This window comes from Streptomyces melanosporofaciens (genome assembly GCF_900105695.1).
Lineage (GTDB): Bacteria > Actinomycetota > Actinomycetes > Streptomycetales > Streptomycetaceae > Streptomyces > Streptomyces antimycoticus.
On record NZ_FNST01000001.1, the window covers coordinates 449,791 to 470,154 of the forward strand.

A 20,364-nucleotide genomic window follows, 5' to 3' on the forward strand; every position below is an offset into this window, starting at 1 on the left:
GTGCTGCCTCGAACCGGTACAGCCGGGCTGGCGCTCGGTCCGTGGCGGCCCTCGACGGCCGCTCCTTGGAGGCAAGGGGCGGCCGGGCTCAGCATCCCCGCAGACCGGCCACGGCCGTGACTGCACATCCAAGGAGAATCATGCTCACACCCGTCAGCCTCCCCGGTCTCGAAGAGGCGTACCTGGCCTTACTGAGGCTGGTATCGGAGGATCACGATCACCACATCTCTGCCCGTGGAAACGACGCCCGTGAGGTGATCGGCGCGAGCTTCCGCTTGTCGGACCCGCGCCAGCGACTGCCCTTCCTGGCGGCGCGCAAGGTGAACCCGGTCTTCCACTTCGCCGAAGCACTCTGGTACCTGGCCGGCCGCAGGGACCTGGAGATGATCGGCTACTACGCGCCGTCCATGCGCTCCAGCTCGCGGGACGGTATCCATCTGGGCGGTTCCGCTTACGGCCACACGATCTTCAACCCGGCCAGCGGCGACACGGCGTCGCCGTTTGACCGCGTCATGGAACTGCTCCGCGGCGAGCGGGACAGTAGGCGGGGTTACCTTCCCGTCTTCGCCGCTGACGAGCTGGCGATCAGTGACAACCCCGACATGGCGTGCCTCGCCGGGCTGCACTTCCTGGTGCGGGATGAGCGGCTGCACATGGTGTGCCACATGCGGGCCAACGATCTCGACTGTGGCCTGCTCTCGGACGTTTTCAGCTTCACCATGCTTCAGGAGTTCGCGGCCGTCCAACTCGGCCTTGAGCTGGGCACCTACACCCACTTCATCGGCTCGGCCCACATCTGCGACCGCAACGCCGACCGCGTCCACCGCGTCCTTCTGGAAGCCGTCACCCGCTCGGCGCCGATCCAGTTCCCCTTCGCGGCGATGCCAGCGAGCACCACCGAAGCGACCGTGGCGCGGGTCCTTGAGCACGAGGAGGTGCTGCGCACGAACAAGGCCCACTACAGCGCGGCACACATCACGAGCTCGGACCTCGATCCCTATTGGCAGCAGGCTGTGCTGCTGTTCGAGGTCTATCGGCAGATCCAGCACGACCACGCGGACACGGTGGACCCGGATGTCCTTGATGCTCTGGACCCGGGCCTGCGGTGGCTCGTCGGCCACCGCTGGTCGGCCTGCGCTGCCGCCCTGGACGGAGGCGAGCAGTGAGCCGGAAGCCACCGAGCGGGACCGTGGTCGAAGGCGTCGACTTCGACCGGTGGGCGGTCATCCTGTGCAAGCCCGACGCGGTCGAGGGCGGTCTGGTGGACGCCGTCCTGGACCGGATCGGCGCAGCCCAGGTCACAGTGTCGGGTCGGCTCGACCTGACCGTTCAGGCGTGGCAGGCGCATGTGCACTACTGGGACCTGTTGGTGGACGCCGACTGGTTCCCGGACCGCGACATCCCCACCTGCCTGGACGCGGAGTACGCCGACCGCCCCGCCACGGTGGCACTGGCCCACGGAGAACCAGGCGTGCACCACCGTCTTCGTCAGCTCCTGGGGCACTTCGACCCCACCCGGGCCGCGGCCGGCACCATCCGTGGCGACCTCGGGGACGACAGTCTGGCCGCGGCGCTCGCCGAGCGGCGCCTGGTCCGCAACCTTGTGCACACCAGCGATGATCCGGACTCCGCCCGTCGCGACTTCGGCACCTGGTACGGCGCTCGTCGCCGCGCCCTGCTTTCCCTGCCGAGCGCCCCGCGCCAGCGCACGTCTGCGGAGAACTGACGCCGTTCCCTCGAACTGGAGGCATCATGAGCGAGCCGTACCAGCAACGCCCCTTACCGATCCTTGCCACGGAGGCGATAGGCGAGCTGAAGCCCGCCCTGGCGGAGGTGATCGAGTACCGCAAGTCCGGTCTCTCCCTGAACTGGATCATCGGCTGCCCGCTGGACTGCGGATACTGCATCCGCCACACCTTCGACAACTTCGAGATGAAGGTCCCCCGCCGACTGATGAGCGACGAGGCGGCAGTCACCACGCTCGTCGAGCATCCGTATTTCCGGCCGCACACCACGCCGCTCCAGCTCCTGAACCGAGCGACCGACCCCATGCTGCCGGCCGTCAAGCCGCACTTGTTCACCGTGCTGCGGCACCTGGACGACCGGGGCCTGACCAACCATGTCCTGGTCATCACCCGCTGGCGCGTCTCCCCGGAGGACTGCGAGGTCCTCAACAGCTTCGAGAATCTGCGGCTGACCGTGCTGGTCACCCACTCCGGCATCGACCACGAGGCCATCGAGCCGGTGGACTCCCAGATCGCCGCCGAGAGCCTGCGTACCCTCTACGAGCACGCCGGGCGGTACCGCACCATCCTGTACTGGCGGCCGATCGTTCCCGGTCTCAACGACTCCGACGCCCACCTGGAGCGGGCGCGCGCGTTGTCCCGGCACGCGCACGCCACGGTCTTTACCGGCCTGTTCTTCCGCCAGGAGATCGCCGCCTACTACCAGGCGCACGGGCTGCCCGTGCCGTACGAGGACACCGCCCGGCGCAAGATCCTTCCCGAGGTGGCCGAGCGGCGGGTGCTCGATGCCTTCCGCACAGTGGAGGACGTCGCCGCCCCATGGGGTGCGCTGTTCCGCAAGACGAGCTGCGGCGTGGCCTACGCCCACGGAGAGGCTGACTACAACGGCCACTACGGCATCTGGGAACTGTGCGACATCTGCCCCCGGAAGCAGGTCGCGTTGTGCGACTCGGCTTGGCGCAAGCCTGACTTCGCGGAGGTCACCGCAAGCGCCCGAGCCCTTGGCGCGACCGGACCCGTTGAGATCACCGACCGGGCCATCATCGTGGAGGGTCTGGACGAGCCGCCGCGCTACTACCTCCAGCACGGATACGGCTTCCAGTGCCACGACCGCGAGAAGCCTCACCACTACCGTCGGCATGGCCGGGCTCCCATCGGCTGGCCGGCGGAGAACGGAACATCCGCACCATGAACTTCGCCACCTGGCCCGCCCTGTTCGTCGTGGACGTCGAAGGCAATGGCGCCAACCCGCCCGACCTGGTCGAGGTGGCCGCCCTTCCCGTTCGCGACGGCGGGCCGGACACCAGCACGGCCGGGGCGTGGCTGATCCGCCCGCCCCGGCCCGTCACCCCCCGCGCTGCCGGCATCCACGGCCTGACCAACGGACTTCTGGCGCAGTCACCCGCGTGGAGGGAGGTCGCCGACCAGGTCCACGGGCTCCTGGGCAGGGCGTGGATCTGCGCCCACAACGCGCACACGGACTACCGAGTGCTCAAGGCGCACCTGCCCAAGTGGGAACCGTTCGGGGTCCTGGACACGCTCCGCCTGGCCAAGGCCACGTACAAGGACTTGCCCCGCTACAGCCTTGACGCGCTGATCAAGCACACCGCGCCGGACCTCACGGCCGCTCCCGCCCAGCGGCACCGTGCCACCTACGACGCCTACGCCACCGCGCAGCTCCTCATCGCCATGGCCCGCCACTACGACACCTGGGACCAGCTCGTTGCCGCGGCCGTGCCGCCCGGCCTGCCGGGCGCCCCGAGCCAGAAGAGGACCCCACCCTGTGGTGACCCACCAGCCACCCATCCGTATCGGCGTGCTCGGCACCCACTCCACCGGCAAGACGACACTGCTCAAGCGGATCCAGATGGAACTGCGCGGCCACGGGCTCACCGTGGCCCGCACCGGCCGACTCGCCAAACGCGCCGCGGCCATCGGCCTGCCGAAAATGCAGCACCACACCGCGGCCTCCACCGAGTGGATCATCACGCAGGGCATCGCCGACGACATCGCCGCCGCAGCCCAGGGCGCCGACGTCGTCCTCGTCGACCGCGCCTCCTTCGACGCTCTCGCGTACTACCACGCGGCCCTTGAGTACCGCGGCGAGCACGCTCACCGGCTGGAGAGGGAACGACTGCGGCTCCTCGCCTCGACGCAGGCGCCGAAGTATGACCTTCTCCTGGCGACCGTGCTGGACCCGGACGTACCCGTCGACCAGAGCCACGACTACGACCACCGCTACCGCCTCCTGGTTGACCGCCACGTCCACGGCCTCTTGGCCGAGGACGGGATCCCGCACCAGCGCGTCACCAGCGACCACGAAAGCCAGGCCCGCGCCATCGAACGCGCCCTTCAGCTCTGCCTCCAGGAGGCCGCCGTATGACCATCACGCCGCCCGCGGGCACCATCACCCTCGCCGGGAAGACCGTCTCCCGGCTCGGCTTCGGCACGATGCGCCTGACCGGCCCCGGCATCTGGGGCGACCCCGCCGACCGGGCCACCGCGTTCTCCGTGCTCCGCCAGGCCGTCCACACCTACGGCATCACCCACATCGACACCGCGGACGCCTACGGGCCCCACACCGTCGAACACCTCATCCACGATGCCTTACACCCGTACCCCGAGCACGTCCTGATCGCGACCAAAGTGGGCCTGGCACGCCCCGCCCCGGACACCTGGGTCCCGCACGGCCACCCCGTCTACCTGCGCGCCTGCGTCGAAGCGAGCCTACGGCGACTGGGCATGGACCGGCTCGAACTCTGCTACCTCCACCGCATCGACCCCGAAGTGCCCGTCGCGGACCAGATCGGCACACTCCAAGCCCTGAAAGACGAGGGAAAGATCGGGCACATCGGCCTGTCGAAGGTCACGCCCGAGCAGATCCGTACCGTCACCGATGACATCACCGTCGCCGCCGTGCAGAACGTCCTCAACATGAGCGGAGACCGGCACGACCCGGCGCTCGAATTCTGCCGCGACCTCTCCATCCCCTACGTGCCGTACCGGCCCCTCGACGCCGGCACTCTCGCACGGCAGGGGCATACCGACGCAGCTCTCAACTGGCTGCTCCACCTCGGGAACCACGTCGCACCCATCCCCAGCACCAGCTCACCGGAACACCTCCGCCAACTCGTCACCGTCGTGACGGGCGCGCGGTTATGACGCGAACACCCACACCGACCACCGCGATTCCAACTGCTCGACAGCGCCACATGCGGAAGATAGCTCCCTACGAGAACTGGCGGCCGCCGCTGGTAGGAGTGTCTTTACTTGTGCCCGTCGAGACCAGCCACTTACTCCTCGCCGAGCTCCGCAGCGACCTGCTCGTGCCGTGCGGCCCTGCCCACAACGGGCAGGCCCCGGAGCAAGCCGCCCAAAATGTCCTCCTGGGAGCGCCGAGCGGCATACCCGTCCTTCGACGGGTCGCCGTTGACTGGGTTCAGACGCGGCGCCGACAGATCTTCACCTATGTCGTAGCAACCAAGCCCCTCACCTACGCCGACGCAGCTTGTCTCACCTACCGCGACGGACGAGCGGACTTGCTGGTGCTCCCGACCGTGCAAGCCACCTCGTCCCTGCCCGCCCTGGCCCGAGCACGGGTCCGTGCCGGGCTCACGGCTCTCGCTGATGAGGAGATGGCCTATCTCGAAACCGGAGTCGTAAGCCGCACCGAAGCAGTCAGGCTCCCTGGCGCCCGGCCCCGATCTGTGGAGATCGCCGTTCGTGAAGATGTTTGCGCTATCCCCACCGGAGCCTCTCGGAGGGAAGCGGCTTGCCTTGATCACTCCCATATGGATGCCCCGGGGGCGTGAGCCAACGGGAAAATCATGCGGCCGTGCAGTCAGCGTGAGGTCCATTTGTGTGGCTCGGCCCGTTGCGGCTACTGCAGTGTGTTCTTCGGCGCCCGGCTGGCCGTTCATGTGTGGTGTATTGCTCGTCGCGTGTATGCGAGTAGTTCTTGGCGGGCGGCGGGCTCGGAGACTGGGGGACGGGCAGACCATTCCAAGCGCAGTTCCTTCGCCCTGCGGGCGACTTCCTCGGCCTGGGCGAGCAGCCTGTCCTTGAGGTCCTCGACGGTGCCGCTGGTGTCCGGTCCGGTGACGATGACGGGGCCGTAGAGGCGGTAGGGCAGGTCTAGTCCGCGCCAGGAGCAGGCGAGTGCCCAGGCTGCCGGGTTCACTGGTAACCGCATCCCGGCTCCGTTGCCGTGGAGGTGCAGGAGTGCGTGCCGGTGGTAGACGGCCCGGTCTGTGCTGCCTCCGATCAGGCTGCGGAGGACGTTGTGTTGCGCAGCCTGATCCGTTGGTAGGTCGAGGCGCGAGGAGGTGGCGTCGGGGTCGATGCGCAGTGCGCACACGCTCGCCGGGTACCGGTCGGGCTGCGTAAGCGGGCCTGTGTCCGTTTGAGTTTGGTGCCGCTTGTGCTGCGTAGAGCCACGCCATGGGTCTGGATGAGGGGGATCCTGATGTTCTTTCTCCGCACGCCGGGCGTCATCTGGCCCCATCTGGTCGGTCATAGCACCTCCGGGTGAAAGGGGGACGCGAGAAGGATCTCCGCGTCGGACTGATCTTCTGCATCTCGCATCCGGCCTGGCCTGGTGCGAGAGGGAGCTGGATGACGGCGCCGATCAGCGGGAGGAGCGCAGCCGGCGCCGCCTGCGGAAATTGGGTAGAAGACGCTCCAGATCTGTGAGTTCCCACGGTGTGCCGCCGTTGTTGCGCATGATGCCGTGGTCGGCCAGCAGCTTCACAAGCTCTTCCGGGGTCGGCTCTTGGCCGTGGTTGTCGGCGTGTTCGGCCCAGGTCTCGTAGCAGGGGTATGAGGCGATGTAGCGGCGTAGCGTGCTGGGGCTGACTGCTTTGCCGTTTCTGCCTGTCACACCACCGTCGTAGAGCCACTGGGAGAGCTGGTCTCCGTTGGGTGGCGCACCGTGCTTGCCGCGGTAGGCGAGCCAGGCGGCGTAGTAGCGGTCGGCCACGGTCTCCACGGCGGGGGGTTGATCGGTGGTCTCCTCTTCGGATTCAGACCTGTCCGGCTCCGGTTCCGGGCTGGCCGTCGTGTCCTCGTCTCCCGGGGGCGGCTCTGGGGGAGGGGTGCCTGTGTCGGCGGGGGGAGTGGAGGCAGCGCCGTCGTTCGTGTGGTGCCCGAGGGGCGTTTCATCGAGGGCTGGATTCTTTGGCGACGCCGGATTCCACAGGTTCGGCTGCTTCTCGTGGCCCGTCTGGGGTGCCCGCCGCTGTTCCGGTACGGCCATGTGGTGGTCGTGGCCGTTCATACGGTGCCAATCGCCCCGGGAGCGGTCGGCGCCGACGGGCAGGCGCTCTTTGAAGTCTTCGATGTATGTGGTCAGTTCGTTGTTGCTGAGGTCGGTCAGGCCGTATGTCTCACGCAGCCGCTGGCCGAACTGGTACGCCGACGGGTAGTGGCTGTGGTCGGCGAGGAACTGACGGAAAGCGGCGTAGTAGACCTCCTCACGCAGCACGTCGGCCGGTAACTGGCTCAGTGGCTGCCCCGACCGTTCCTCATACGCGTACCGCTTGGGCTCGTGCTGCTCTGGTATGTATGCGCCCTGATGGCTGCCCACACCCTCACCACCGAGCGGCCGCATACGGCTGCCGGGCTCCATCGGCATCGCTGGTTGAGGCTGCTGGGGCTTGGGCTGCACCGTTTGGGCCAGGGCCTGTTGGTCCGGCGCCTGCTGGTCCTGCCGGGAGGCCGGCGGTGCCTGCTGCGGGGCTGGTGCAGGGTGGGCGGCGGGGCCGCTGGCGTTGGCCCCGGGTATGGCTTCCGGTGTGCCGTACGCGTCCGGCCGCGCTCCCGGGGACGTCCTCTTCAGCCTCGCCTCGTCCGCCATTGCGTCCGCCGCCTCCTTTCCGCCGGAGGAAAGCGTGGCCGCTGGCTTCACGGACGGTTCCAGACCGGCGGCGGTGAGCCCTGCGGGTGCGGTGTTGGTCAGTGGTACCCCGTATCGCGCCAGCCGTAGTGGGATCAGTGACTCCATGGGCGCTTTGCGGCGCCAGGAGCGTCCGTAGCGGGCGCGTAGCCGGGCCTGGTAGACCAGCCGGTCCTGTTCCAGTCTGATGACCTCGTCGTAGCTGCGCAGTTCCCACAGCTTCATCCGGCGCCACAGCCGGAAGGTGGGCACCGGCGCGAGCAGCCAGCGGGTGATGCGGACCGACTCCATGTGCCGGTCGGCGGTGATGTCGGCGATCCGGCCGACCGCGTGCCGGGCGGCCTCGACGGAGACGACGAAGAGGATCGGGATCACGGCGTGCATGCCGACGCCGACCGGGTCCGGCCAGGCGGCCGCGCCGTTGAAGGCGATGGTGGCCGCGGTCAGCAGCCAGGCGGTCTGGCGCAGCAGCGGGAAGGGGATGCGGATCCAGGTGAGCAGCAGATCCAGCGCGAGCAGGACCACGATCCCCGCGTCGATGCCGATCGGGAAGACATTGGCGAACCTGCCGAAGCCCTTGTCGAGGGCGAGATCGCGCACCGCGGCGTAGGAACCGGCGAAGCCGATCCCGGCGATCACCACCGCCCCGGTGACGACCACCCCGGCCAGGACGTGGTGGCCGCGGCTCAGCCTCATCAGCGGTGTGTTCGTCCTTGCGGTCACCCTTGCGCCCTTTCTTCATCGGCCCTGTCATTCGATGGCGGGTATCGGTGAGGGGAGAGCGGTGGAGCTGGATCTGTCTGGGTGATGGGTCCCGCCGCCTCTGGGTCTTTCGTGTGGCCCTGCTACATCGCCTCCGTGGACGGGGGGTTGGTGAGCAGGAGGCTGATCAGGTGCTCGGTCTCCGGTTCGAGGTCGAGGTCGAGGGCGCGGTTGGCCTGCTGGAGTGAGGTGATGGCGGTGTGGAGTCCGGCGCGGTTGCCCGCGGCGTGTTCGATGCGCATCCAGTCGCGGTAGAGCAGTTCTGCGGTGGGTTCGACGTCGATGCCGACGGCGATGGCGCGGCGGGCGGCATCGAGGTCGAATTGCCCGCTGGCGGGGTCGGAGCGGTAGGTGGCCAGGGTGTGGGCGACGTCGACGATGCGGCTGATCATTTCCTGCTGCAGTGGGGCGGCCCAGGGCAGGTCCCGGCCGCCGAAGGGGCGGCCACGGACCAGGCCGAGGGACTGCTCCAAACAGTGCACGGCGGAGGCGGAGGACTCTGCGGCCAGGCCGCGCTCGGCGAGCTGCTGGAAGCGTGTCCAGTCGCAGCGCACGGCGGGGGAGAGGTTGTAGCTGTCGGAGCCGCGGGTCCGACGGGGAAGGTAGGGGTTGCCGTCGGAGTCGGTGCCGAGCTTGTTGCGTAGTCCGTACATGCGGGAGTTGAGGGTGCTGGGGGACCACGGGTTCATCGGGTCCATGGCCTCGCAGATCCCGGTGGCGTCGCGGTGGGGCCGGAAGTAGAGCAGCACGGCGAGTTCGGTCAGTTTGGGGCCGTGTCCGGACGCGCCGACGCCGGTCACCTCAAGGGGGCCCAGGACCCGGATTTCCGGTGCATGCAGATCACGCGCTGCGGGTGTCTCCGTCTCATTGTCGCCGCTGGAGTCCTCGGCGGAGCCCGTGCCCGTCGGGCTCTCGGCGTCCGGGGCGGCCTGGGCACCAGGACTTGCGGCGTTCGTGTCCGGGGTGTCATCGCCGTCTTGTTGCGGACGGTCCTGGGCCGGGACGGCGGGGGAGAGGAGCCGTAGTCCGGCCGGGTCGCTGGCGGCTCCGATCAGAGCGGGGAACGGCGCGTCCGGTGACTGCTTCTCCCTGGAACTGTCCTCTTCCTCGAGGGCCGGGTCTTCCCCGGGCGAGGGGAGCGGATCGGACGCGGCTGGCTCGGGCGGCACCTTCTTCCACACTCCGGTCGCGGGCCGCGCTGGTTGCTCGGTGACCGACAGGGTGGCCAGCAGCTGCTCGTAGGCGTCTCCGGAGACGGACTGCAGCCGCAGCCGCGCGCCGAGGACCTCCACATGCTGGGCCCCGTCCGTGCGCGCGTCGAGGGTTATGGCGTCGGGGAAGAGCGGGCCGATGCCGCTCGCCGGGAGGATGGCTGCGACCTTCAGGCCACGGGCCTTGTCCAGTGCGTCGGCGAGCTGCCATGCCTCGTCCTGGTTGATGCGGGCGGCGCAGATCAGCATCCATGGCAGCTGGGCGCCGAGTTCAGGATCCTGGTGGGCTTCCAGGAGCCGCTCGCCCAGGTCGCGGATGGCCGCGGCGGCGTGGGGGAGGTGCCGGATGCGGCTGGTGGGCAGTAGGCGGGGGAGTTCGCGGCCGAGGCCGATCAGGAGGATGTCGGCCTGGTCCGCCCATGGGCTCATCCCCGTCTCCAGCGCGAGCGCCGTGCAGACTGCGTCCACCTGGGCCTGGTCCCCGTCGACCAGAACCGTGCGGAGTTGGGGGAGGTTGGCCAGGTACAGGCTGTCGTCCTCCCCCGTGCCGAGGGTCGCCAGCCCCGGATAGGGCGCTGGGACCTCGCGGGCCTGGTCCGCATCCAGCAGATCGGTCTGCTCGCCCAGGGTCCACCAGCCGCCGGCCCCGGCGGTGAACGGCCGCATGGCCTCGCCCGGCTCGTCCGGGAGCAGTTCGACGGTCCGCGCGGTGACGCGCGCGCCGCGCACGGTGGGAAGCGCGGCGGCGGCCTGGGCGGCGTGGTGGGCCAGCGTGCGCAGCGCGGTGTCGAGCAGCTCCGCGCTGGCGGGGGTGGCGCTGGCGGTCAGGGCCTGCTCCAGGCGACTGGAGTCGTCCGGCATGGCGATGGTCTGGCCCGGCTTGCGTCGGCGCTGCTGGATCAGGCGCAGGAGGCCGATGCCGCCGACCAGGACGGCGGCCAGCAGCGCACCGATACCGGCGATGGCGCGCAGGGGGATGCCATCCGAGGATGCGGCCGGCTCGGGCGCGGGCTGGTGCCGTGTGTCGGGATGCTGCTGTGGGGCGGTCGGGGCCGGCGTGGCGGGTCGCGCCGATTCCTTGCCGCTGTCCTTGCGGTCGTGGTGCTGCGGCGGGGTCTGCGTGCGGTGGCCGGCCTCCGGGCTGCGGGTCTCCCGGCCCGGCCCGGAGGGCGGTCCGGGCGGCCCGGCGCCATCCTGGTCGTCCGGGTGACCTTTGGAGGGGCGCTGCGGGTCATCTGGCCGCGGGGCATGGTCGCCGTCGTGGCCCGGGCCGGCGGGGGAGGGCAGGACGAGCCGTTGCCCGGGGTAGATCTGGTCCGGGTCGGCGAGGGTACGGCCGTCCGGCCCGGGGTGGTTCTTGTTCAGTTCGAAGATCTCGCCGTAGCGTGCCGGATCTCCGAGGGCGGCCTCGGCGATCGCGGAGAGTGTGTCGCCGGGCGCGACGGTCACCGAGCGGGACGGGGCGTGCTGCGAGCCGGCCGGATCGTCGGTGCTGCCTGTGTCCGGGAGCAGGAGCGTCCAGCCGGGCTGGAGGAAGGCGTCGGCGTCGAAGCGCGTGCCGTCGGTCATGGTGCGGCCCTGGTTGAGGGTGGCGATCTGCCTCCACTGTTCGCCGTCGCCGAGCTCGGTCTCCGCGATGCTCCACAGGCTCTCGGCCGGACGCGCGTCGCGCACGGTGTAGGCGCGCTGCTGTGTGCTGCGGTCCGCTGCGGGGGCCGGGGCCTGGTGGTGATCGGCCGCCGTCGTCGGGCCGGGGGTGGGCTCAGCGGTGGGGGCCGCAGCCGCGGGGGAGGGGGTGGCCAGCGCGGTGCTGGTGGGCAGCAGGACGAGGATGCTGCTGATCAGGGTGGCGGCGGCGTGACGGCTGATGTTCAGGCGGCGGGCATGTCGGGAGGGGCGGCCGCGGAGCTGAGCGGGGATCTCGGCGAGCACGCAGAACGTGAAGTGGGCCCAGGCGATCCATGCGATGGCGATCAGGGCCAGGAGGAAAGCTCCGCCGGTGTCCTGGCGGTCCAGCAGGTGGGTCAGGTCGTCGTGTCCGCTGTCCCACAGGGCGGTGGTGACCTGGGCCAGCAGGACGGGGAGCCCGGCGACGGCTGCGGCCAGGACGAGGAGGCTGGCCAGGCCGCGCAGGACCGCCCGGCTGGGCGTCGTCGGCAGTGGGGGAGTGGGCATCACGGGCCTTCCTCGGGAGAATCGACGCCATAGAGGAGGGTGGCCTGCCCGTGGCCGGTCACCTCAAGGGAGTTGACGCCGGCCACGGCCAGGAACTTGGTGGCATAGGCGGTGTGGGTGGTCACGGTCAGCGTCTTGCCGTCTGGGGAGACGGTGACGCTGCCGCGGGTGCCGGTGGCCCGCAGGTAGGAGCGGGCCGCGGCCTGGGCGGCCTGCGGGTCGGCGACGATGGCGCGGCCGGGGATGGCCTGGGAAGGGTCGATCGCCTGCCCGCCGGCCCGGGCCGCCTCGGTGGCCAGGGCGTCGGCGCGTTCCACCGCCCGGGCCTTGCCGCCGCCGTCGACGGCGATGCCGATGATGGCCAGCAGCGGCAGGACGCAGATGGCCAGGTAGACGGCGACGCCGCCCCGATCGCCTGCCGGGCGGCGGGCGCGGCAGAAGGCGGCGTGCTTCGGGTTCAGGCGCATCTGTGTTCCTCCGCGTGCCGGAAAGTCATAGGTTCGGTGGCGGCTGCCGTTCCCTCCGCGAAGACCGGATCCGCGCCGAAGCCATGGCCATCAGCGGCGACGCCCGGCCTCTGCCCGAGGTGTTCGCCCTGTCCATCACCGTCACCCAGCGCCACACCGGCGTCGTCGGCCACCACGGATTCACCGACACCAGCCCGTCGGCATGGCCGCGCGACGTCACGGACAATGACGCCATGACGCGCTGGTTCCGCAGCTACTGGGCCGAGGAAGACATCTGGTTCTACTTCGAGGTCGCCGCCGACGGCTGGGTCGCTCGCCAGGTTGAGCTCCAAGGACCGCTCCAGGAGCCCATCGTCGCGGCCTCGTTGTCCGAATGGGAAGCCGCCCAGCAGGCCGGAAGCCTTGGAGACTACGAAGCGACGTTCGGCGGCACGGCGGAGGTTCCCGTCCGCGAGTGGGAAGCACACGAGCCGCAGGACCTCATCGCCGAAGGGTTTGAGACTGCCTGGCGTACGGCACGAGCCGCCTGCCGTGCAGGAGCTCGAGCACGCTCGACGCACGGAGCGTGAACCCAAGTCCCCTCGCGCACTCATCGCTCGGCACCCACACTTCGGTTCGTATTCCACGGCACTTCAGAAGGTGCGAGCCCGAGAGCTCTTTGCCGGTACTGGTCGACGACCGAGGTGAAGGTCGAGGACAGCGTGCGGGAGCCGGGGGCGGGCAGCAGCAGGTCGGTGAGGTCGACCGTGCACCGCACGGTCACGGTGACCGAGCCGGCCTGCCCCAGCGGCGCGTTGAGTCCGCTGGTGTCTATTGACACGCTGGTGTTCGCGCAGGCGATGCCCTGGTCGGTCAGGGACTCCTTGGCTGCCGCGGTGGCTGCCTGCCGTGCGGTGGCGGCCGATCGCGCCAGGGAGGCTTCGCGGGCGGCGTCCTCGGCCGCGGCGTCGATCTTTGAGCCCGACAGGACCAGGCGGCCTCCGCCGAGCGCCAGACACACAAACATGATCAGCAGCGGGGTGACGATGGCGGCCTGGACCGCCTCACTGCCCCGGTCATCGGCCACGCGAGTCCGGAAGGTACGCAACACCCCTCAGCCTCCCGGTGTGGTGAAGCGTTCCACGGGCCCGGACGCGGACTGGGTGACCGACAGGCCGGATATGAACGGCAGCAGCGACGGAGCCGTGCCGTGAACCTGGACGCGGACCCGCTCGCCCGTGCTCCCGGCCGTCGACACCGTGGCCCCGCGGAGGCTGTCTCCGGCCGTGCGGTCCAGCACCTGGCGGGCACGGGCCGCCGCGTCGCTGGTCCCGGCCTGGTAGGTGCGGCCGGCGGTGGCCCCGTCCCGCGCGGCGGCCAGGGCGATCTGGCGGGCGTAGTACCACATGCTCGCCTGCACGACCGCGATCGTGAGCACGATGACGAACGGGAAGACGATGGCCATCTGCACGCTCGCGTCGCCCCGGTCTCCGGCCAGGCGGCCTCTCCACTTCTGCCACACGCTCGAGGTGGTGGCCGCCATCAGATGCCCGAGAGTTTCCCGTTGTACTTCGCCACCACCGCGGCGATGGTTCCGGCGATCGCGATGGCGCCGCCGATGGCAGCCACCCAGATGATGACCGTGGTGATGCTGATATCCCCCCGGTCCGGGCGGCGCCGGGCCTCCTTGAGCCCCTTGCCCCAGGCGGCGGCCAGTACGACCGCGGTCTTCACAGCGAGATAACGCATGAACAGGGTTCCCCTCTTTGGTGATATGCGTGGTCAGTTGTGCGTGGCGGTCAGGACGCGAGGATGCGGATGACGGCCGGGAACGCGATCAGCAGCATGACCAGCACCGCCAGCAGAGCACCGGGGGCCGTCATCTTCTCGCTGTCCGCGTTGGCCTCGGCCGCCTGCGCCTCCAGGAGCTCGGTGCGCAGACTCTGGGCGCGGGCCCGCAAGCTGGCGTAGACGGCGGCCCCGTCGTGGGCCGAGCGGCGCATGATCTCGGCGATGTCTTCCAGCACGGGCAGGTCGAGGTCACGGTGGAGTTCCTCCAGGGCCTCCCATGGGGGGATCCGGTCGACCCGGGCGCGCAGCAGGGCCTGCTGCAGGAGCTGGAAGGGCCACCCTTGCCCTACGGCGGCCGCGCGTTCCATGGCCTCGGTCGGTCCGGAGCCACCGGAGCGCTTGAGTGCCACCAAGTCGAGGTAGGCGGTGAGCGCGTGGGCGAACTCCTCCCTGGCCCGCTTGGCCTGGTCGCGCACCGACAGGTCCGGCACGATCCACAGCAGAGCGCCGACAGCCAGACCGGCTACGGCCGGCACGTAGAACGGCACACCGAGGCCCAGCAGGAGCCACGGAGCCGTGGCCACCGCCGGCATCAGCAGCCCCAGAATCGCCAAGGCGGTCTTGGTCAGCACGAACCGCTCGGGGGCCTGCCGCAGCAGGCTCAGGTTCTTGGCCGGTATCCGCACCCCGGGCAGGCCGCCGAGGCGCTCGACCAGCCACCGCCCCCACACCTCGTCCCGGTCCGCCGGCGCCTCGCCCGGCCCGGCGATGCCTGCGGGCGTGCGCCGCAGGGCTGCGGCCAGCGCCGGCTGCGGGCGCAGCAGTTCCCGCACCAGCAGGGCGACGCCCGCCCCCACGGTGCATCCGGCCAGGACAGCCAACGTGTTGCTCATGACGCCTCCAGCACGATGGCCGCTGCGTCGGGCGTGCCGCGGACACGGCTGCGCGGATCGGCGACCAGGAAGCGGGGGATGGGACGGTACTCGGCCAGCGACCGCATCCACGTCAGCACGGCGATGAACCCGGCGGTCACCGCGGCCAGGACCAGCTCGCCGAGCAGCGTGCCGTACGGAGCGGTATAGCTGGTCACCAGGAAGCCCATGCCGATCAGGCCGAGGGTGATGAAGGTCATCCAGCGCACCGTCTGCCGTGGCTTGGCCCGGTCCGCCTCGCTCTTGCGCCGCTTCCCGACTTCCTCACGGACCGTCTCGGCCAGGTCCTCCAGCGACTGCGCCAGCCCAGGACCGCGGTCGGAGATCGACAAAATGAGCGCGGCCACCAGCTTGTCAGCCGTGACATCGCCCAGCTCATCGGCGAATTCCCGCAGTGCGTCCTCGGGACTCCAGCCGAGCTGCAGCCGGTCCGCCAGCGCCGCGACCGGCTCCTCCAGCACAGCCGGAGCACCCCGTCTGCTCGCGATCAGGGCCTGCTGCAGCCCCCGGCCGACCCGCAGACCATCCGCCAGCTGACGCGCCCAATGGCTCAGCGCCTCCAGCTGGACGATGCGGGCCTGGGAAGACGTGGTGGGGGACAGCAGCCAGGGCACCCCGACGACGGCGAGCCCCGTCAGGACCCCGGCCATGAAGACACCTGTCACCAGCCACACCGCCAGGCCGAGCACGATCCCGGCCCCCAGCAGGGCCTGGCGCCGCATCCGCTGTTCCACCGGGTCCGGCCGGCCCGACGTCCTGGCCCGCCACCGGGCCACCAGGCCCGGATGGTGGGGCTCGGTGGTGCCGACCAGTCCGGCGATCAGGGCCACCAGGCCGCCGACGACGGCCATCCCGCACACCACCATGATCAGCGCGCTCATGTCGCCACCTTCAGCGCCAGCGGCTGCCCGGCCCAGCTGTCATACCCCTGGTTCAGCAGGTGGTCCTGGAAGCCCACGCGGCGCAGGTCGCCGATGCAGGACGGGTGCATCCGCGGGACCGCGCGGACTTCGCCGAACTCCTCACCAGGGGTGAAGATCGAGTTGGTGGCCGGGCGGCCGAACTCACCGGTCCCGGCGACCTCCAGGACGTGGGTGGCGAACCGGTGCCGCTGTCCGCCGATCTTCGTCTCGTCCAGCATCCGCACGAACACGATGAAGTCCAGGCCGTTGGCGGCCTGCCGGTACGCCAGCTGCTCGCTCATGTTGCCCTGCGCCAGCAGATACAACTCGGCAATCCGGTCGAAGACCACCCCCGGATGAGAGGCATGCAGGGTGCACAGATTGCCGCCCTGGCCGTTGGCCATCGCCTGCAGCATCGCCACGATCTCCGGGCCCCGGACCTCGCCGACCACGATCCGCGACAGCGACATCCGCAGCGCCCGGTACATCAGGTCCATCAGCGTGATCTCACCGACCAGCCGCCCGTCCGGGCCGCGCTCCCCGTTGGATTCCCGTGCTTCCATCGCCACGACCTGTCGGTGGAAGCCGTTGGTGTGGGCGAAAAGCTCGTGCTCGGTCTCGATGGTCGCGAACCGCTCGTCCGGGTGGATCTCCTTGAGCATCGCCCGCATCAGCGACGTCTTACCAGCCGCCTGGGGGCCGGCGATCAGCACGTTCTTCTCCGCCTTCACGCACGATGCGAGGAACGCCGCCAGCGTGGGGCTGACCATGCCCAGGCGCACCATGTCGCCGAGATCCGCGTCCTGCACGCGGTGCCGGCGGATGGTTACATAGGTCCGCGGGCTCACCTCCGTGACGGCCTGCAGCCGCGAGCCGTCCGCCAGCCGCAACGCCAGCATCGGATTGGCCGTGGTCAGGGTCCGCTCACTGTGCCCGTCGTCGGCACTGGCCAGCCGCCGCAGCAGCTCCAGGAGCTCCTCCTCGGAGTCGGCCACCGGCTCGGCCCGCTCCCGGCGTCCCCCGGCCAAGTCCAGCCACACCTCGTCAGGTCCGTTGATGAAAATGTTCTCGACCTGCGGGTTGTCCAGATGCTGCTGGAGGCGGCCCGCCCGGAACAGCTCATCGAACACGGAGCGGGCCAGCGCCGCGTCCTCCGCCGGCGTGGGACTGACTCCGCGCTCGGCCGCGGCGGCGTCCGACCACTCCGCGACCGCCTCGTTGATCCAGCCCCGGGCCCGCTGTTCCACACTGGCCGCGCCCACTGACGGCGTGGCCTTACGGAACGCGGTCACCTGCCGGGCTACACGGTCCTTGACCGCCGCGACCGCCTGACGGTCCACCACCAGCGTCGGCACCGCCTCACCCAGGACCTGGTGCTGCACCGCGCCATCCACGGCCATGCTCCGACTCCGCGGGTAGCCCACCGGGCCCCCATCGCCGGTGGCCGCGTTCCACGGCCGTGTCACCCGCACCGTCGGGTCAGGATGCAGCGGCTTACCACGCACCAGCCCCCACCTCCCCTCCTCCGGGCACCGGCCCGCCACGCGGCGCCAACCGGGCACGCCGCAGCGCAGCCCGCTGCCGCAACGGCGTCGTCGCCCCCTGCACCGCCCGCATCAACTCGCTCCGCGCGAAGCGGGACGGCTGCTCCTCCCCCTCCGACAGCACCCGGGCCAGCGACGGACGGTATGGCAACGTTGCCAACACCGGTGCCTTGAGCAGCCGTTGCACTTCCCCCGGCGAATACGGGCCCTCATCCACCAGCAGCAGCCCGATTTCACCGACCCGCTCCTGCAGCGCCTCGATCCGCATCTGCACCGACTGAATCGAGCGCATCGTGGAGCGCGCCACCATCACCAGCAAGTCCGCTCGCTGAGCCAGCACCCCCGACGGGCCAAACGCCCCACTGCGGCCCAGGTCAATGAGCACGTCATGCGGATACGTGGAGTGCCGCTCGATCCCCGCGAGCAAATCAGCCAGCTGCTCCCAGGCCGGTGCCAGGGCCGCCGCCTGCGCAGGATCGGTGAGCCCCGGCAGCAGCAGGCGTCCCCCCGCCGCCTGCGCCGCCTTGCCGTCCTCGGTCATGTCGACCAGCTGGCGCCAGAACGCCTCGGTCAACTCGCCCTTGCGGGCGGCCACCGACAGGTTCTTCAGCCCGTACCGGTCGCCGAGCGACCCCTGCAACAGCCCGTAGAGCACGCTTCCGCCGTCGGGGTCACACTCGGCCAGCACCACCCGGCGTTCCGGCTCCAGCGGCCAGGACAGCAGCAGTGCCAGCGCCGTCGTTGTCACTCCGGGCGATCCGGCACTTCCTGCCAACGCGATGACCGGCATCAGGAACCACCATCGATCAGCAGCCGGATGTTCCCGGTGGACGCCCACGACGCCAGCAGCGGCGCCTCGGCCTTCGCCGCGGCGACGTCGACCACGGACGCCCCGGTGCCGGGCGTGGGGTCGCCGACCTTCACCACGTGCGCAGAGATGGGCTCGGCCTGCGTCTGGCTGCCCTGCGGGTCCTCGCCGGGCACGCGCACGATCTGGACGCGCTGGCCCGGGGCGAGGGAACTGGCGGGGACCTGCTCAGGCTTCAGCCCCAGCGGCACCACCTGCTCACCGGCCTTCACCAGGGAGTCCGCCGTCACCTGCCCACGGGACAGGAGCGATCCGGGCGTCAGCTCCACAGCGGCCCGCTTGCCCACCACATCGCCCCGGTCCGCGGCCTTGACCGCCTTGAGGACCGGATCGAGGGCGACCGACGCTTCCCCCAGATCCTGGTCCGTGACGACCTGGCCCACCGGGACGTGCCGGACCACGGTCACCACCTCGGTGCGCTGCCCGCTCTCCATCAGCAACACCGCACCACCCGCGCCCCCACCCGTGATCAGCAGCACGGCCAGGGCAATCAGACCCGGTCGTCTACGCCGAGCCGACACCCGCGGAGGGGCCACCGGCCCCCTCGGCTGCGCCATCCCCCCGGCGCTTTGAGCACTACGTTCTTTGGTCTTGCTCACCGCTCCGTCCTTCCGACACCGGCCTCAGCCGAGAGCCTGCAGCTCCCCGACCGACACCTCGACCTGGGACTCCCGGATCTCCGTGAGCTCCCCTGACTGCCCCCCGCCGTTCCACTCCACCGCCCAGGTCGCGGTCGCGATCACCGTGTACCTCTTGCCGGGCTTGGACGCGGAGGTCTGCGCGTAGGTGTGGCCGCAGTCCGGCGACGCCCGCTTGCCGTACGCCTTCCGGTACGGCGTGCCTGCCCCCGAGCAGGTCACGGTGGACCCGTCACCCATCTGCCACTTGATGCTCGAGACCCTGGCGGTGGCGGTCACCGTCACCGCCCCGGCCGTCGCCGACGCCGAGGTCGGCCCGTACGTCGCCGGTGACTTACCGGCGTGCATCCACACCGGCACCCCCACCGTCCACCGCCCGGCCGCGTCCGGGGTGACAATGTCCGGCCCCTTCAGCAGCATCTTGTCCACCGCCTGCTGCGCCAGCTGGGCCGGATCCGGCCCAGTAGCGGCCGGCGGCGTAGCAGACCAGAACGTCTGGCCGGGCAGCGGCACACCGGCGGTGACCGGGGAAGAAGCCGCGTCAAAGACGCAGGCACGCCTGTAGACGGCGCCGTCGCCTGGATCGTGGCCTTCCCAGATTGCGCTCCCGGCCGGCGGCTGCGGGTCGAGCTTCTTCACCACACAGGACTGGAAGTTTGCCTTCTGATTCTTGTCGCCTTTGCGCGGCTTGGCGGGCCGGTCCTGAGATGCGTCGGACCCGGGCGAACCGGGGTCGGTCGCGCAGACACTCACCCAGGAGTGGGTCCCACCACACAGGCCGTTGCCTGCGGAATCTCCTACGTCCGCTTCCGCCGGTAGTAGCGCAGCGGCGAGCAGAGCGGGAGCGGCGATGAAAGTCAGGCTCTTCAGCAGGTGCGCGCCTTGGAGGTGACTTTGAGCATCATCCATTGCTTCCCCCACTTCTCCGCTTTGATGGTGGTCGTATAGCGCTTGAGCTGCCCCTTCGCAGGAGGCACTGTTTTTCCGGTTTTGCGGTTGACGCTGATCCATTTGGAGACATCAAGGCAGTCGTTGATCGTCGCCCGGGGGACTTGCCGGTCCATGTCGATCCCCGTGACTTCCGGGTCGCTCGTCGGCTTGCCCCTGGTTACCACTCCGGCTTTCTGCAGGCTCAATACGTCGCCCTCAGCCCGCCCCAGAGCGTCGGCGCTGGCGTATTTGTCGAGGTCAGTGTCTTTGACGCTCGCTTTCGAGTACGCCTTGACCTGCTCGCGCCAGTAGCTCCGGTATGCCGTAAGAACATCGCGCTTGTCGGCCGCCTGCGGATCGGAGCTGGCCGACGGCTTCGAGGGCTCCGGGGGCGATGCGGCGGGCGTGGACGAGTGCTTGGACTCGCCCGATGCCTTGTCGTCGCCGCTGCAGGACGAAACGGAGAGCGCCACGCCGACCGCGATCGTCATCGCCCCGTACCGCGCGATCCGGGTCTTCCGGTCGTA

The 20,364-nt window shown here is 70.1% G+C and carries 19 protein-coding genes and 2 pseudogenes; 7 read left to right on the forward strand and 14 right to left on the reverse strand.

What is annotated here, in order from left to right:
* Positions 1-140: 140 nt before the first annotated feature.
* The 6 genes and pseudogenes from BLV72_RS02290 to BLV72_RS02315 all read left to right on the forward strand — a co-directional run bounded on the left by BLV72_RS02290 (position 141) and on the right by BLV72_RS02315 (position 4,907).
* Positions 141-1,166: a thymidylate synthase gene (locus BLV72_RS02290; protein WP_093459899.1), complete on the forward strand. Its 1,026-nt coding sequence runs from the start codon at positions 141-143 to the stop codon at positions 1,164-1,166.
* On the forward strand, positions 1,163-1,726 hold the full coding sequence (locus BLV72_RS02295) for a nucleoside-diphosphate kinase (RefSeq protein WP_244320573.1): 564 nt from the start codon (positions 1,163-1,165) through the stop codon (positions 1,724-1,726). Before BLV72_RS02290 ends, BLV72_RS02295 begins: the two co-directional genes overlap by 4 nt.
* 26 nt (positions 1,727-1,752) lie before the next feature.
* Positions 1,753-2,937 carry a radical SAM protein gene (locus tag BLV72_RS02300; RefSeq protein WP_093459902.1) on the forward strand — a complete coding sequence of 395 codons (1,185 nt, stop codon included), beginning with the start codon at positions 1,753-1,755 and terminating at the stop codon, positions 2,935-2,937.
* A pseudogene (locus tag BLV72_RS02305) lies at positions 2,934-3,368 on the forward strand (3'-5' exonuclease); the annotation flags it as partial. The gene BLV72_RS02300 and the pseudogene BLV72_RS02305, both read left to right, overlap by 4 nt.
* 163 nt (positions 3,369-3,531) lie before the next feature.
* Complete coding sequence (locus BLV72_RS02310; protein WP_244320574.1) at positions 3,532-4,128, forward strand: AAA family ATPase; 597 nt, start codon at positions 3,532-3,534, stop codon at positions 4,126-4,128.
* Positions 4,125-4,907, forward strand: a complete 783-nt coding sequence (locus BLV72_RS02315) for an aldo/keto reductase (protein ID WP_093459905.1) — start codon at positions 4,125-4,127, stop codon at positions 4,905-4,907. The genes BLV72_RS02310 and BLV72_RS02315 overlap by 4 nt, the downstream gene beginning before the upstream one ends.
* 754 nt (positions 4,908-5,661) lie before the next feature.
* On the opposite strand, the gene BLV72_RS48610 is transcribed toward BLV72_RS02315, so the two are convergent.
* The 4 genes and pseudogenes from BLV72_RS48610 to BLV72_RS02335 all read right to left on the reverse strand — a co-directional run bounded on the left by BLV72_RS48610 (position 5,662) and on the right by BLV72_RS02335 (position 12,253).
* The gene (locus BLV72_RS48610) at positions 5,662-6,102 is read right to left on the reverse strand and encodes a hypothetical protein (RefSeq protein ID WP_208905475.1); all 441 of its coding nucleotides are present in this window, start codon (positions 6,100-6,102) and stop codon (positions 5,662-5,664) included.
* 1,074 nt (positions 6,103-7,176) lie between these two features.
* Positions 7,177-8,334, reverse strand: a pseudogene (locus BLV72_RS47140) (DUF2637 domain-containing protein); the annotation flags it as partial.
* Between the two features lie 149 nt (positions 8,335-8,483).
* Positions 8,484-11,786, reverse strand: a complete 3,303-nt coding sequence (locus tag BLV72_RS02330; RefSeq protein WP_093459908.1) for a LysM peptidoglycan-binding domain-containing protein — start codon at positions 11,784-11,786, stop codon at positions 8,484-8,486.
* The gene (locus BLV72_RS02335) at positions 11,786-12,253 is read right to left on the reverse strand and encodes a TadE/TadG family type IV pilus assembly protein (RefSeq protein ID WP_093459910.1); all 468 of its coding nucleotides are present in this window, start codon (positions 12,251-12,253) and stop codon (positions 11,786-11,788) included. The genes BLV72_RS02330 and BLV72_RS02335 overlap by 1 nt, the downstream gene beginning before the upstream one ends.
* 83 nt (positions 12,254-12,336) lie before the next feature.
* Between BLV72_RS02335 and BLV72_RS02340 the strand changes: the two genes are divergently transcribed.
* Positions 12,337-12,822 carry a hypothetical protein gene (locus BLV72_RS02340; RefSeq protein ID WP_342030644.1) on the forward strand — a complete coding sequence of 162 codons (486 nt, stop codon included), beginning with the start codon at positions 12,337-12,339 and terminating at the stop codon, positions 12,820-12,822.
* A gap of 20 nt (positions 12,823-12,842) precedes the next feature.
* On the opposite strand, the gene BLV72_RS02345 is transcribed toward BLV72_RS02340, so the two are convergent.
* From BLV72_RS02345 to BLV72_RS02390, 10 genes are all read right to left on the reverse strand, one after another.
* A complete protein-coding gene (locus tag BLV72_RS02345; RefSeq protein WP_280142995.1) occupies positions 12,843-13,319 on the reverse strand; it encodes a TadE/TadG family type IV pilus assembly protein in 477 nt (158 codons plus the stop codon).
* Positions 13,320-13,346: 27 nt separating this feature from the next.
* Positions 13,347-13,775 carry a TadE family protein gene (locus tag BLV72_RS02350; protein WP_280142996.1) on the reverse strand — a complete coding sequence of 143 codons (429 nt, stop codon included), beginning with the start codon at positions 13,773-13,775 and terminating at the stop codon, positions 13,347-13,349.
* Entirely contained in the window at positions 13,775-13,981 is a 207-nt protein-coding gene (locus BLV72_RS02355) for a hypothetical protein (RefSeq protein WP_093459911.1), read from the reverse strand. The genes BLV72_RS02350 and BLV72_RS02355 overlap by 1 nt, the downstream gene beginning before the upstream one ends.
* A 50-nt stretch (positions 13,982-14,031) precedes the next feature.
* Positions 14,032-14,916, reverse strand: a complete 885-nt coding sequence (locus BLV72_RS02360; RefSeq protein ID WP_093459913.1) for a type II secretion system F family protein — start codon at positions 14,914-14,916, stop codon at positions 14,032-14,034.
* A complete protein-coding gene (locus BLV72_RS02365) occupies positions 14,913-15,836 on the reverse strand; it encodes a type II secretion system F family protein (protein WP_093459914.1) in 924 nt (307 codons plus the stop codon). Before BLV72_RS02365 ends, BLV72_RS02360 begins: the two co-directional genes overlap by 4 nt.
* Positions 15,833-17,257, reverse strand: coding sequence for a TadA family conjugal transfer-associated ATPase (locus tag BLV72_RS02370; protein WP_093459916.1), 1,425 nt, complete (start codon positions 17,255-17,257; stop codon positions 15,833-15,835). Before BLV72_RS02370 ends, BLV72_RS02365 begins: the two co-directional genes overlap by 4 nt.
* Positions 17,258-17,351: 94 nt before the next feature.
* Positions 17,352-18,191, reverse strand: a complete 840-nt coding sequence (locus BLV72_RS02375) for a CpaE/TadZ family protein (RefSeq protein WP_093459917.1) — start codon at positions 18,189-18,191, stop codon at positions 17,352-17,354.
* Positions 18,191-18,748: an SAF domain-containing protein gene (locus tag BLV72_RS02380; protein WP_342030645.1), complete on the reverse strand. Its 558-nt coding sequence runs from the start codon at positions 18,746-18,748 to the stop codon at positions 18,191-18,193. The genes BLV72_RS02375 and BLV72_RS02380 overlap by 1 nt, the downstream gene beginning before the upstream one ends.
* 144 nt (positions 18,749-18,892) lie before the next feature.
* Positions 18,893-19,660: an ATP/GTP-binding protein gene (locus tag BLV72_RS02385; RefSeq protein WP_244320575.1), complete on the reverse strand. Its 768-nt coding sequence runs from the start codon at positions 19,658-19,660 to the stop codon at positions 18,893-18,895.
* Positions 19,661-19,773: 113 nt separating this feature from the next.
* Positions 19,774-20,328 carry a hypothetical protein gene (locus BLV72_RS02390; RefSeq protein ID WP_208905477.1) on the reverse strand — a complete coding sequence of 185 codons (555 nt, stop codon included), beginning with the start codon at positions 20,326-20,328 and terminating at the stop codon, positions 19,774-19,776.
* Between the last annotated feature and the right edge of the window lie 36 nt (positions 20,329-20,364).

What these genes read in the sequence shown, in the direction of transcription:
- BLV72_RS02340 (WP_342030644.1), top strand. Translation starts at nt 12,337, where the DNA reads ATGGCCATCAGCGGCGACGCCCGGCCTCTGCCCGAGGTGTTCGCCCTG.
- BLV72_RS02375 (WP_093459917.1), bottom strand. Translation starts at nt 18,191, where the DNA reads ATGCCGGTCATCGCGTTGGCAGGAAGTGCCGGATCGCCCGGAGTGACA.
- BLV72_RS02370 (WP_093459916.1), bottom strand. Translation starts at nt 17,257, where the DNA reads ATGGCCGTGGATGGCGCGGTGCAGCACCAGGTCCTGGGTGAGGCGGTG.
- BLV72_RS02290 (WP_093459899.1), top strand. Translation starts at nt 141, where the DNA reads ATGCTCACACCCGTCAGCCTCCCCGGTCTCGAAGAGGCGTACCTGGCC.
- BLV72_RS02335 (WP_093459910.1), bottom strand. Translation starts at nt 12,253, where the DNA reads ATGCGCCTGAACCCGAAGCACGCCGCCTTCTGCCGCGCCCGCCGCCCG.
- BLV72_RS02315 (WP_093459905.1), top strand. Translation starts at nt 4,125, where the DNA reads ATGACCATCACGCCGCCCGCGGGCACCATCACCCTCGCCGGGAAGACC.
- BLV72_RS02350 (WP_280142996.1), bottom strand. Translation starts at nt 13,775, where the DNA reads ATGGCGGCCACCACCTCGAGCGTGTGGCAGAAGTGGAGAGGCCGCCTG.
- BLV72_RS02330 (WP_093459908.1), bottom strand. Translation starts at nt 11,786, where the DNA reads ATGCCCACTCCCCCACTGCCGACGACGCCCAGCCGGGCGGTCCTGCGC.
- BLV72_RS02355 (WP_093459911.1), bottom strand. Translation starts at nt 13,981, where the DNA reads ATGCGTTATCTCGCTGTGAAGACCGCGGTCGTACTGGCCGCCGCCTGG.
- BLV72_RS02390 (WP_208905477.1), bottom strand. Translation starts at nt 20,328, where the DNA reads ATGACGATCGCGGTCGGCGTGGCGCTCTCCGTTTCGTCCTGCAGCGGC.
- BLV72_RS02365 (WP_093459914.1), bottom strand. Translation starts at nt 15,836, where the DNA reads ATGAGCGCGCTGATCATGGTGGTGTGCGGGATGGCCGTCGTCGGCGGC.
- BLV72_RS02300 (WP_093459902.1), top strand. Translation starts at nt 1,753, where the DNA reads ATGAGCGAGCCGTACCAGCAACGCCCCTTACCGATCCTTGCCACGGAG.
- BLV72_RS02360 (WP_093459913.1), bottom strand. Translation starts at nt 14,916, where the DNA reads ATGAGCAACACGTTGGCTGTCCTGGCCGGATGCACCGTGGGGGCGGGC.